Origin of the sequence: Streptomyces sp. NPDC002884, from assembly GCF_040295245.1 — a bacterium.
In the GTDB taxonomy this organism is placed as follows: domain Bacteria; phylum Actinomycetota; class Actinomycetes; order Streptomycetales; family Streptomycetaceae; genus Streptomyces.
On the sequence record NZ_JBEOVB010000001.1, the window covers coordinates 844604 to 856830 of the forward strand.

General features: G+C 70.1%; 10 protein-coding genes. 4 read left to right on the top strand and 6 right to left on the bottom strand.

Going from position 1 to position 12227, the window contains the following annotated elements:
• Nucleotides 1-345 precede the first annotated feature (345 nt).
• On the top strand, nucleotides 346-1554 hold the full coding sequence (locus ABT070_RS03725; protein ID WP_351754076.1) for an acyltransferase family protein: 1209 nt from the start codon (nucleotides 346-348) through the stop codon (nucleotides 1552-1554).
• Here ABT070_RS03725 and ABT070_RS03730 read toward each other — a convergent pair.
• Nucleotides 1551-2009 (bottom strand): HD domain-containing protein, encoded by a 459-nt coding sequence (locus ABT070_RS03730; protein ID WP_351754078.1) that lies wholly within the window; start codon nucleotides 2007-2009, stop codon nucleotides 1551-1553. The genes ABT070_RS03725 and ABT070_RS03730 overlap by 4 nt on opposite strands.
• A 90-nt stretch (nucleotides 2010-2099) precedes the next feature.
• Nucleotides 2100-3284 (bottom strand): SpoIIE family protein phosphatase, encoded by a 1185-nt coding sequence (locus tag ABT070_RS03735; protein WP_351754080.1) that lies wholly within the window; start codon nucleotides 3282-3284, stop codon nucleotides 2100-2102.
• Between the two features lie 259 nt (nucleotides 3285-3543).
• Here ABT070_RS03735 and ABT070_RS03740 point away from each other — a divergent pair, with 259 nt between their 5' ends.
• A complete protein-coding gene (locus ABT070_RS03740; protein WP_351754083.1) occupies nucleotides 3544-4755 on the top strand; it encodes a GNAT family N-acetyltransferase in 1212 nt (403 codons plus the stop codon).
• A 22-nt stretch (nucleotides 4756-4777) separates the two neighbouring features.
• Here the strand turns inward: ABT070_RS03740 and ABT070_RS03745 are convergent, their stop codons facing one another.
• Together ABT070_RS03745 and ABT070_RS03750 are read right to left on the bottom strand one after the other, a co-directional pair.
• On the bottom strand, nucleotides 4778-5584 hold the full coding sequence (locus ABT070_RS03745) for an Fpg/Nei family DNA glycosylase (RefSeq protein ID WP_351754086.1): 807 nt from the start codon (nucleotides 5582-5584) through the stop codon (nucleotides 4778-4780).
• Between the two features lie 99 nt (nucleotides 5585-5683).
• A complete protein-coding gene (locus ABT070_RS03750) occupies nucleotides 5684-6169 on the bottom strand; it encodes a ribose-5-phosphate isomerase (RefSeq protein WP_351754089.1) in 486 nt (161 codons plus the stop codon).
• A 216-nt stretch (nucleotides 6170-6385) separates the two neighbouring features.
• Here ABT070_RS03750 and ABT070_RS03755 point away from each other — a divergent pair, with 216 nt between their 5' ends.
• Nucleotides 6386-7912 (top strand): amino acid permease, encoded by a 1527-nt coding sequence (locus ABT070_RS03755; RefSeq protein WP_351754092.1) that lies wholly within the window; start codon nucleotides 6386-6388, stop codon nucleotides 7910-7912.
• Nucleotides 7913-7983: 71 nt separating this feature from the next.
• Here ABT070_RS03755 and ABT070_RS03760 read toward each other — a convergent pair whose 3' ends face one another.
• The gene (locus ABT070_RS03760; RefSeq protein WP_351754445.1) at nucleotides 7984-10146 is read right to left on the bottom strand and encodes a serine/threonine-protein kinase; all 2163 of its coding nucleotides are present in this window, start codon (nucleotides 10144-10146) and stop codon (nucleotides 7984-7986) included.
• 212 nt (nucleotides 10147-10358) lie between these two features.
• On the opposite strand from ABT070_RS03760, the gene ABT070_RS03765 reads away from it, so the two are divergent.
• Nucleotides 10359-11081, top strand: a complete 723-nt coding sequence (locus tag ABT070_RS03765) for an LPXTG cell wall anchor domain-containing protein (RefSeq protein WP_351754094.1) — start codon at nucleotides 10359-10361, stop codon at nucleotides 11079-11081.
• Between the two features lie 110 nt (nucleotides 11082-11191).
• Here ABT070_RS03765 and ABT070_RS03770 read toward each other — a convergent pair whose 3' ends face one another.
• On the bottom strand, nucleotides 11192-11770 hold the full coding sequence (locus ABT070_RS03770; protein ID WP_351754097.1) for a biotin transporter BioY: 579 nt from the start codon (nucleotides 11768-11770) through the stop codon (nucleotides 11192-11194).
• Nucleotides 11771-12227 lie beyond the last annotated feature (457 nt).

A 12227-nucleotide genomic window follows, 5' to 3' on the forward strand; every position in this document is an offset into this window, starting at 1 on the left:
GGGCCTCCCTATGCGGCCCGTGACACATCATCGCGTGGGTCCGTCCGTCCGGGGTGCGCCGCACAGCAATTCGAGCACCTGCCCGCACAGGGAATTGGGGCAGGTCGTTGCCGTGTCCACACAACGCCTGCGCAGGTAATTCGAATTATGGCCGCAGCCACATCAACTACGGGTGCACAACCGGCGTTATGCACCTTTTAGTCGGGATGAATCGTGACATCAAGGCCGAGCGCGACCCATCACGACTACCCCCAACAGCCGATCCGCAAGCAATCCCGAGGGCAATAACAAGGAATGACCTGGGGCGTTTTACGAATACGCGCGCGCGACGCTAGGGTGCCTCAAATGTTCCACGCCGCCTCGTCTCTCGTTCCGAGCCCCCGCTCGTCCCAGAACCAGAACGATCAGCACGACCCGTCCGGGGACAGATCCGCCGAGCGACCGTCCCCACGTCCCGCCGCGCGGCGGGACGCGTTCTTCGACAACGCGAAGTACCTGGCGATCGTGCTGGTGGCGATGGGGCACGCCTGGGAGGCGCTCAAGGGCGACAGCCGGGTCCTCACGGCGGCGTACGTGCTGCTGTACACGTTCCACATGCCGGCCTTCATCGTCATCTCCGGCTTCTTCTCCCGCAGTTTCGACGGGAGCCCCGGCAAGCTCAAGCGGCTGGTGACGGGCGTCGTCGTGCCGTACATCGTCTTCGAGACCGCCTACCCGCTCCTGAAGACGTACGTCGACGGCTCTCCCCAGGACATCAGCCTGCTCGACCCGTACTACCTGACCTGGTTCCTGTGCGCGCTGTTCATCTGGCGGCTGACCACGCCCATCTGGAAGCTGGTCCGTCATCCGCTACCGGTCGCGCTGGGCATCGCCATGCTGGCGTCCGCCACTCCGAACATCGGCGGTGATCTGGACCTCCAGCGCGTCCTTCAGTTCCTGCCGTTCTTCGTGCTGGGCCTGAACCTGAAGCCGGAGCACTTCGCCCTGGTGCGCCGGCGCTCGTTCCGGATCGCGGCGGTGCCGGTGTTCGCCTTCGCGCTGGTCTTCTCCTGGTGGGCGGTGCCGCGGATGAACAGCGGATGGCTCTACCACCGCAACTCCGCGCAGGAACTGGGCGTCCCGTGGTGGGTCGGGCCCGTCATGCAGCTCGCCCTGTTCGGCTGCTCCCTGCTGCTGACCGCCTGCTTCCTCTCCTGGGTGCCGGGTCGCACGATGTGGTTCACGGCGCTCGGCGCGGGCACCCTCTACGGCTATCTGATGCACGGCCTGCTGCTCAAGACCGCCGACTACCGCGGCTGGTTCGACCACCCCGCGCTGCACCGCCCGCTCGGGGAGATCGCCGTCACCGTGGCCGTGGCCGCGGCGGTCACCGTGTTGTGCACCAAGCCCGTTCGGCGGGTGCTGCGGTTCGCGGTGGAACCGAGGATGGACTGGGCCTTCAAGCGGGACGCCGCCGAACTCGCCCGCGAGCGCGGCAAGCCGGAGAAGGGCGAGCGCCGGCAGCAGCCCGACGTACGGGACCAGCGGGAGCGGCCGGCGGACGTCGCGGGCTAGGCCCTCTCGTCCCGGCGGGCGGTGAGACCGAGGAGAGCGCGCATCCGTGCGTACTTCTCGGTCAGCCGCGCCCGGGTCGCCGCGTCCAGGACCGCGAGCCGCGCCGGGTCCGCGTTGTGCGCCAGGTCCGCCTCCTTCACCAGCAGGGCCCCCGGTGTGGCCAGGATGCGGCCCGCGTACGCCTCCGGGGTCTCCCCCGCCCGTTTGGTCATCGCCAGGACGACGGCCTTCGTACGGTCGCTCAGCGCCGCCTCGTCGAGCCAGCTCTCGGACAGGGCGTCGTCCTCGACCGCGTCGTGCAGCCAGGCGGCCGCGATCTGCTCGGCGTCGCCGCCACGCGCGCGTACGCCCTCGGCGACCGCCTGGAGGTGCTCGGCGTAGGGCCGGCCCGCCTTGTCGGTCTGTCCCCGGTGGGCGGCACGGGCGAGACTCTCGACCTCGGACAGGGTGAGCATGACGGGTGGTCCCCCTCGGGAGCTTCGGGAGCTTCGGGAGTCTCGGGAACCTCAGCGGTCCCGGCGGCGCTCAGGACGGTTCGGGAGAGCTCAGGACAGTGGGACCGACTGGGCCGTGGGGCCCTCGCGGCAGACCAGCAACAGGGCACGGTCGTCGTTGACGTCCTTGGCCACCGCCTCGATCAGGTGCCAGGCGGCGCCCTGGAAGCCGCCGGCCACATACCGGTCGGCCTCACCGGTGAGGCGGTCGATGCCCTCGACGATGTCCCGGTCGGAGGTCTCCACCAGGCCGTCGGTGAACAGCATCAGCACGTCACCGGGGCGCAGCGAGCCCTTCACCGGGTCGAACTGGGCACCGTCGTACACCCCGAGGAGGGGGCCCTCGGCGGCCTTCTCCTCCCAGCGGCCGCTGCCCGCGCTGAGCTGGAGGCCCGGCGGATGGCCGGCCGAGTAGAGCTCGTAGTCGCCGGAGTCGAGGTCGAGGACCAGGTGGATGGAGGTCGCGAAGCCCTCGTCCCAGTCCTGGCGGAGCAGATAGCCGTTGGCGGCCGGAAGGAAGGCGTGCGGCGGCAGCGAACCGAGCAGGCCGCCGAACGCGCCCGACAGCAGAAGGGCGCGGGAACCGGCGTCCATGCCCTTGCCGGAGACGTCCGTGAGGACGACCTCCATGGTCCGGCCGCCGTTCGTCCGGGCCGCGACGACGAAGTCACCGGAGAACGACTGGCCTCCCGCCGGCCGCAGCGCCATCTCGCGGTGCCAGCCGTGCGGCAGGCTCGGCAGCTTGCTCTGCACCCGGATGCGTTCGCGCAGGTCGAAGAGCATGGTGCCGCCGCGCCGCCAGGGCACGCCGACCCGGCTGCGGAACTGGGCGATGAGCAGGCCGAAGAAACCGCATGCTGCGACGACCAGGACCACGCCCGGGGTGACCCTGGACGGGCCCTCGGTGTAGGGGCCCAGTTGCACCGACTCCACGATGAGGGCGGTGGCCGCCGCCGCGTACAGGCCGAGCAGGCTCGACGGGCGCAGCAGCAGTCCGCCGGCGACGATCGGCAGGACGAGCGCGGCCGGTGAGCACCACACCGAGTTGGCGAGTGTGGTGACGGCGATCAGCGGAACGGTGAGCAGCAGGAAGGCCAGCGCGATCCAGTCCGAACCGTCGCCGCGGAAGTAGTCCACGGCGCTTCTGCGCAGGCCGGTGCGGACCCGGTGCATCAAGTGCTTCAACCGGGCCGTCAACGTTTCGGCTTCCGCGCGCCGCTGCCGTCCTACTGCCATTAGTTCGGGACCCTATCCATCGAACCCGTCGCTTGGCACGGGAGGTCCCACTTGTCCCCCCTCCGAGGCTCAACTTCACAGTGAACTTCACGGAAAGCGCTCGCGCCCCGAGGAGGAAGAAATTGGCTGGCTCGTCCTGCGGGGGGCTGCTAGGCATGAGTCCATGACGAGTGAGGCGACGGGCCGCGCGACCTCTTCCGCGGCCGGGCGCCGGGAACAGCGGAAGGTGCGGGAAATGCGGGAGTCGCGGGAACCAAGGGTGTTGCAACAGGACGAATGGGACGAGTGGTACGACACCCTGCTCCGTGCCTTCGGCGGGATCGGGGAGTCGACCGAGGAACGGGAGCTGTTCCGGGCGCTCACCTCGTACGAGCGCTCCCTGGGCGTGTGGGACGGCGGCCGGTGCGTGGCCACGGCCGGGGCGTACGACTTCCGGCTGACGGTGCCGGGCGGGGCCTCGGTGCCGGCGGCGGGTGTGACGATGGTCGGCGTCAGCGCGACCCACCGGCGGCGCGGGGTGCTGACGTCGATGATGCGGCGGCAGCTGGACGATGTGCGGGCGTGGGGCGAGCCGCTCGCGATCCTCACCGCCTCCGAACCGGACATCTACGGACGGTTCGGGTACGCGGCGGCGACCTTCGGACTGCACGCCGAGATCGACACCAGCCGGGTGCGGCTGTCCGTACCGGCCGGCACGGACGACGTACGGCTGCGGTACGCCGACCCCGGCGCGGAGCTGGAGGTGTGCGAGTCGGTGTACGCGCGGACCGTGCCCGCCCGGGCCGGGATGCTCGCGCGCCGGCCCGGCTGGGAGCGACTGGGGCTGCTGGATCCGGAGAGCGAGCGGGCCGGGGCCTCGCCGCTGCAGTGCGTGCTCGCCGAGCGGGACGGCGAGGTCACCGGGTACGTCCGCTTCCGGGTGCGGTCCGAGTGGCAGGACAGCGGGCACAACGGTCGGGTGCTGCTCCAGGACCTGACGGGGGTCGATCCGGTGACGGAGGCGGCGCTGTGGCGGTTCCTCTTCGGGATCGACCTCACGACCACGCTGAAGGTGCGGGGGCGGCCGATGGACGAGGCGTGGCAGCATCTCGTCTCCGACATCCGGCGGTGCGAACTGCGGGTGCGGGACTCGTTGTACGTGCGGCTGGTCGACGTGGGCGCGGCGCTCGAGGCGCGGACGTACCAGGCGCCGGTGGACGTGGTGCTGGAGGTCGAGGACGCCTTCTGCCCCTGGAACTCGGGGCGTTGGCGGCTGTCGGGCGACACCAAGGGAGCGGTGTGCGTGCCCACCTCCGACACCCCTGAACTCGCGCTTTCCGTAAGGGAGTTGGGTGCCGCTTATCTCGGTGGTGTCAGCCTTGCCTCGCTGGCCGGGGCCGGGCGGGTGCGGGAGCTGCGGCGGGGCGCGCTGACGGAGGCCGCGGTGGGCTTCGGGGCGAGCACCGCCCCTTGGCTGCCGCACGGGTTCTGATGTCCCGACGGGACCCGCGCGGTCAGTTCGTCTGACAGGTCGGGCACCAGAAGAGGTTGCGGGCGGCGAGGTCGGCGGTACGGACGGCGTCGCCGCAGAGGTGGCAGGGCTGGTGGGTCCGGCGGTAGACGTACACCTCGCCGCCGTGGTCGTCGACGCGGGGCGGGCGGCCCATCGCCTCCGGGGTGTGCTGCGGACGGACCGTGTCGATGCGGTTGTTGCGGACGCCCTCACGCATCAGGACGACCAGGTCGGCCCAGATCGCGTCCCACTCGGCGGGCGTGATGTCCCTGCCCGCGCGGTACGGGTCGATGCCGTGCCGGAAGAGGACTTCCGCCCGGTAGACGTTGCCGACGCCGGCGATGATCTTCTGGTCCATGAGGAGGGCGGCGATCGTCGTACGGCTGCGGGAGACGCGGCCGTACGCGGCCAGGGGGTCGGCGTCGGCGCGCAGGGGGTCGGCGCCGAGGCGGGCGTGTATCGCCTGCTTCTCGTCGCCCGTGATCAGGGCGCAGGTGGTGGGGCCCCGGAGGTCCACGTAGGCGGTGGGGCCGGTGAGGCGGAGCCGGACCGTGTCCGTGGGCGGCGGCGCGGGGGCCGGGCCGAAGTCGACCTTGCCGAAGAGGCCCAGGTGGATGTGGATCCACCGGTCGCCGGCGAAACCGAGGAAGAGGTGTTTGCCGTGGGCCTCGGTGCCGGTGAGGGGGGTGTCGGCGAGGAGGGCCGCGGCGTCGGCGAACCTGCCCTGGGGGCTGGTCGTTCGAAGGGGGTGGTGGGTGAAGCGGGCGTAGTCCTGCGCCAGTCGGTGGATCGTGTGCCCTTCCGGCACCGGAGTCTCCCTTGCTCTCCCATCCACCCGATCCGGCCGGGTGAACGGTCCTCCCCACTCACCGGGGCCTCTGCACCCCGGTGAGGTCCCGCCCCTCGGCTACTGCTGGGGGTGGTGGGGCGGGATCGCCGGGAGGTCGCCCGTGGTCTCGTACGACGAGAGCATGTCGATGCGGCGGATGTGGCGCTCGTCCTCGGAGAACGGGGTCGCGAGGAAGGTCTCGACGAACTTCGTCGCCTCGTCCTGCGAGTGCATGCGGGAGCCGACGGCGACGACGTTGGCGTTGTTGTGCTGGCGGCCGAGGGACGCGGTCTCCTCGCTCCAGGCCAGGGCGGCACGGACGCCCTTCACCTTGTTCGCCGCGATCTGCTCGCCGTTGCCGGAGCCGCCGATCACGATGCCGAGGGACTCGGGGTCCGCGGCCGTCCGCTCCGCGGCGCGGAGGCAGAAGGGCGGGTAGTCGTCCTGGGCGTCGTAGATGTGCGGGCCGCAGTCGACCGGGTCGTGACCCGCCGCCTTGAGCCATTCGACGAGGTGGTTCTTGAGTTCGAAGCCGGCATGGTCCGAGCCGAGATACACGCGCATGGGATGAGTGTGACACGAGTGTTGCGGGGTAGCAGCGCCGGGTGCCGCGTCCGAAAACACTGGGCAATCCCATAGAAGCTCAGGAAAACCTCAAGTAACGATCTGGAATCATAGGTTCCCGAATTCATTCACCTCGGATTCACTGGACCGGCTCGTACGCCCCCCACGCACGACGCACCTGATTCCCCTCACGCGGCGCAAAGGAAAACCATCCTCATGACTTCGCAGCCGACCCTCACCAAGGCCGACGACGGCCCCGGAGGTTCCGGAGAACCCGGGACCGGATCCGGATCCGGGCTTCACGCAGGGCTCAAGAACCGGCATCTGTCGATGATCGCCATCGGCGGGGTCATCGGAGCCGGATTGTTCGTCGGTTCCAGTTCCGGTATCGCCACCGCAGGGCCGGGCATTCTGCTGTCCTACGCTCTCGTCGGCACGCTCGTGGTGCTGGTGATGCGCATGCTCGGCGAGATGTCCGCGGCCAATCCGACCTCCGGTTCGTTCTCCGCGCACGCCGACCGGGCGCTCGGCCGCTGGGCCGGTTTCTCCATCGGCTGGCTGTACTGGTTCTTCTGGGTCGTCGTGCTCGCGGTGGAGGCCACCGCGGGGGCCAAGATCCTCGAAGGGTGGATGCCCGGCGTACCGCAGTGGGGATGGGCGCTCATCGTGATGGTGGTGCTGACCGCCACCAACCTCGTCTCCGTCGGCTCCTACGGCGAGTTCGAGTTCTGGTTCGCCGGGATCAAGGTCGTCGCGATCGGCGCCTTCATCGTCGTCGGCGGACTCGCCGTCTTCGGCGTGCTGCCCGGTGTCGACAGCGACAAGGCGGGACTCGGCAACCTCACCGACCACGGCGGCTTCCTGCCCCACGGACCCGGCGCCATCCTCACCGGTGTGCTGCTCGTCGTCTTCTCCTTCATGGGCAGCGAGATCGCGACCCTCGCGGCCGGCGAGTCCGAGAACCCGCAGCGCGCCGTGACGAAGTCCACGAACAGCATCATCTGGCGTATCGGCGTCTTCTACCTCGGGTCGATCTTCGTCGTCGTCACGCTGCTTCCCTGGGACGACGCGTCCATCAAGGAGCAGGGCTCCTATGTGGCCGCCCTCGACTCCCTCGGGATCGCGCACGCCGGTCAGATCATGAACTTCATCGTGCTGACGTCGGTGCTGTCCTGTCTCAACTCCGGTCTCTACACGGCCTCCCGCATGGCCTTCTCGCTCGGTCAGCGGGGTGACGCGCCGAAGATGTTCGCCCGGACGACGAGTCGCGGTGTCCCGCTCGCGGCGATCGTCGCCTCGGTGGCGTTCGGATTCGTCGCCGTCTTCTTCAACTACAGGTTCCCGGACTCCGTCTTCCTCTTCCTCGTGAACTCCAGTGGCGCCGTGGCCCTGTTCGTCTGGCTCGTGATCTGCTTCTCGCAGCTGCGGATGCGGAAGATCATCCAGGCCGAGGCGCCGGAGAAGCTGGTCGTGAAGATGTGGCTGTACCCGTACCTGACCTGGGCGACGGCCGCGCTGATCGTCTTCGTGCTCGGTTACATGCTGACCGACACCGAGGGAGAGAGCAGCGGGCGGACGACCGTGCTGCTGTCGCTGCTCGTCGCCGCCCTCGTGGTGGCCGTCGCCTTCCTGAAGGAGGGCCGGGTCAAGGCCAGGGCCAAGGCCGGCGCCTCCGCCCCCGCCTCTTCCTCCGCGTCCCCGTCCGCCTCCGCTTCCGCCTCCGTCGGGCGCGAGGTCGAGTAGGTGCGCTCGTAGGGCGAGGAAAGGGGTCCGCCGCGGCGGGCCCCTTTCCGCTCTCCCACCTCACCGCCACGTCACATCACGGTGAAGCTGTCCTTGACCTTCTCGTAGGTCTTCAGGGCCGCCGCCTCGGCCGCGGGCTGGTACCAGGTGTTGATCTGGTACGACTTCCCGCTCTCGTTGAAGCCCAGGAGCCGGGCGTGCCAGGGGGTGCCCTGGAGGGTGAACGTGTACTCCCAGACGACCGCCGGCAGGCCCCGGAACGTCGTCTCCTCCAGGCGGATCTTGCTGTAGTCCCGGCCCTGGTGGGCGTTCCGTTCGGAGGTCCGCCAGGTGTCCATCAGATCGCCACGGGCCAGGGAGGACTTGGCGACGAGTTCCTGACTGCCGTCGGGGGACGTGTAGTGCACCTCCGCGCCCGTCTTCACATCCCGCCGCCAGTCCTTGGGTGTCGCCCACGCGAAGCCTCCGGCCTCCTGGTGCGCGCCGGGCGGCAGGCTCTGGGGCCTGAACGTCCCCTCGACGGTGGACGACGCCGAGGGACTCGAACCGTATCCGGCGCCGGCACTCGAGCTGGTGGCCGGGGACGGCTCGGGCGAGGAGCCGCCCGCCTGGTCGTCGCCGTCGTGCGAGCCGGGGGCCGCCGCCAGCACGATCGCGAGGACCACGGCCACGACGACGGCACCGACGCCGGCGACCGCGCCGGTACGGCGACCGGTCCATCCCCCCGTACGAAGGGCGCGACCCGTACGACCCGTACGACCCGTGCCGTGTACGGCATCCCCCTGCGAGCGGCTGCCGCCGACGCCGGAAGTGGCCGCAACGGCGGGGCCCGGCAGCTCACCGCCGGGCGGCAGGCCCGCTCGACGGGTCGGCGACGGGTTCGGGGCGGGGTTGCGTTCCGTCACCGCGGCGGAACGGGAGAGCGAGATCCCGGAGCGTGGGGGTGAGGTTCCCGGCGGACCGGGGGACGGCGGTTCGGAGCCCGACTCCGAGCGCATCTCCGAGGCCGCTTCGCTGGAGGCTTCGGGGACGACATCGGCGGAGGTCTCAGGGACGGGATCAGGGGAGCCCTCGGTCCCGTCAGATGTGCCAGGTGCGGCGGATGCTTCGGGTGCTTCGAACGCTTCGGGTACTTCGGGTACTTCTGGCGACCGGGTCGGGTGGGGCGTCCTCGTGGCGTTCAGGAGTACGCGGGTCGGCGATTCCCGCAGCGGCAGCTCCCCCACGTCCGAGACCGGTTCCGGGCCGCGATCCCCGGTTGCCCCCTCGGCCTCCTCGCCCCCCTCGACCTCCTCGTCCCTGACCACCGTCAGCGTAGGCGTAGGCGTAGGCGTAGGCGGCGGGAAGGCTATGCCTTCGAGGGTGGATTCCAGGTCGGCGAGGGTGGGGCGGACCGTGGGTTCCTTCTCCAGGAGGGCGGTGAGGATGCCGTACAACGGGCCCGCGTCGGACGGGAGTCGGGGTTCCTCGTAGAGGACCGCGTGCAGGGTCGCCAGGGTGGTGTCCCGGGAGAAGGGGGAGTGGCCGGTCAGTGCGGCGCAGAGCGTCGCGCCCAGGGACCACACATCGGAGGGCGGGCCCTGCGGTTGGCCCGAGATGCGCTCGGGGGCCATGTAGTCGGGGGAGCCGACCAGCATGCCGACCATGGTCAACGCCTTGGTGTCCTGGATCGCGGCGATGCCGAAGTCGGTGAGGACGATCCGCCGCACACCGGTCTCCCCGTCGCCCGTACTCCCCCGGTCCCCCGTCCTCCCCTCGTTCCCTGTGTCCCCCGTCCGTCCCGCGCTCCCCGTCCGCCCCGCGTTCCGTGCGCCTTCCACCAGGACGTTGCCCGGTTTGATGTCGCGGTGCAGTACGCCCCTCGCGTGCACCTGGCGCAGTGCCGTGACCAGGCCCAGGCCGATCCGGGCGGTTTCGCGGGGACCCAGCGGGCCTTCCTCGGCCATGATCCGTTCGAGAGAGCGGCCCACGACCAACTCCATGACGATCCAGAGGCGTTCGCCCTCGTCCACGACGTCGTAGACACGCACCACGTTGGGATGGTCGATCCGGGCGGTGGCCCTGGCCTCGCGCAGGGTGCGTTCGCGGCGGGTGCGGGTGTCCTCCGAGTCGAGGCCGTCGATACGCATTTCCTTCACCGCGACCTGCCGGTCGAGAACTTCGTCGGCGGCTCGCCACACGCGCCCCATTCCCCCCTGGCCGATACTCTCGACCAGCCGGTAGCGCCCCGTCACCAGCAACCCGGAGAAACCGCCACTCCCCGAATTCCCTGTGTTCCCCGGATTCTCTGCGTTTCCCGCATTTCCCGGCAATCCGCTGCACCCCCTCCATTGCCCGGCCCCTGGAACACAATAGTCACACTTACTGCCCTACCAGCATAGTGCGAAGAAATCTTGTGGTACCTCTTCCAGTACTGCGAATTCAGGCGCAGCCAAGGGGGGCGAACATGAGTTCTCGTCGCGCGACGACCGTCGCCGGATCGCTGGTCGTGGCATCTTTCTCGGCGGTGTTGATCCTTTCCTTCCCTGCCGGGGCGGACGATCAGGGACCCGGGAGCGGCAAAGGGGGAAAGCCCGTCGACGAGGCGCCCGCGGGCGTGAAGACGACGACGACACTGCCGGAGCGGATCTCGGTCGACAACAGTTCCAAGAAAACGGCGATCATCGCCACGGTGAAGAACGAGGGGACCAAGGACAGCGGACGGATAAGGCTTTTGGTCGTCGGCTTCGACGGCCTGACGGTCAAAAGCGTTCAGGGGTGTGACGCCATCGCGGAGAAAGATCTTCCGGAAGGATCCAACAGCGGTTTCGCCTGCCCCATCGACAATCTCGCGGCCGGGGCGTCGAAGTCGTACGCCGTCGACGCCACCTTCGATCTGAGCAAGACCGGGAAGATCTGTCTGCCCGTCCAGACCGGTGACGGGAAGAAGACGTTCTGGCAGCAGGGCCCGGTGCCGTTCGGTACGACGAACCCGTCGCCCAACGCGCCCGCCACCCCGCTGCTCCTCGGCACCGACAACACGCCCGTGGGTCCCGGCGGCGAGGAACTGCCCAAGACCGGCGTCGGCCGGGACGTGTTGCCGCTCGGCGCGGCCGGAGCGGCGCTGCTCGCGGCGGGCGCGGCCGGGCTGTGGTGGTCCCAGCGCCGGCCGGAGCAGCGGGAGGGCTGAGCCCGCCGCACGCGCGACGGGCGTGAGAGGAAACGCGAAAGGGGTTCGCCGGGCCGGGTCGCGTGCTGCGAGCCGGTCCGGCGAACCCCTTCGTGAGCGCCTGCGGGCGGTTACTCCTTGACGAGCTTCCAGGCCGTCGGAAGCAGACCCATCGCCAGGACCGCCTTGACGGCGTCGCCGATCAGGAACGGGGTGAGGCCGGCCGCGATCGCGGCGGAGGCGGACATGTCGGCGGCGTAGGCCAGGTACGGGACGCCGACGAGGTAGATGATCGCCTCGCCCAGGAGCATCGTGACCGCCATGCGCGGCACGGAGCGGTCGGCGCCCCGGCGGGCCAGGGCGCCCACGGCGGCGGTCGCGAGGATCATGCCGAGGATGTAGCCGAAGGAGACGGAGACGCCGGAACCGCCGCCCGCGAACCACGGCACGCCGGCGAGACCGGCCACCGCGTAGACGGCGAGGGAGGAGACCCCGCGGCGGACGCCGAGGGTGGTGCCGACGAGCAGCGCGGCGAAGGTCTGGCCGGTCACCGGGACCGGGGAGCCGGGAACCGGGACCGCGATCTGGGCCGCGAGGCCGGTGAGCGCGGCACCGCCGAGCACGAGCGCGATGTCCCGGACACGGGAAGCGGGGAGAAGGTCGGCGAGGACCTTTCCGGGACGAGCGGGGCTGACGGCGGCGGTGCTCATGGGGACTCCGCGGGACGGGGACGGACGGGACACGGCGACGCTATCCCAGGGGGGTCGAGGTGATCACCGTCCGCGATCGACAAACGCTCGAGCGCGAGGTTGGTGGGCTCCTGACAAAGAGTGCGGGTTACACGCGGTACGAGGTGACCCCGGTCACTGAGGTGGAGTGGCTCGGGATACGCGGGGACCCCGGGCGGTCTCTGTAGGGTTTCGCCAATCGAACGGCGGGCGTCTCGCCCGTCGGTCGCCATCTGGGCAGGGCTGGCCCCCCTTTGCTAGCTTCGAGCCATGGTTGCCCAGGCCCAGTCCCTGAACTTCTCGTCGCGTCGCCATGTCGACCTGCGACGCGTGGGCGCGGCCGCCTGTCGCCCTCCGGTGTGAGGCGGGCGGAGCCGATCATCCGGCGCGCCGCGCCCCACAGACGGCGCAGTGTCGGACCGGCTCCCGACTTCCGAGG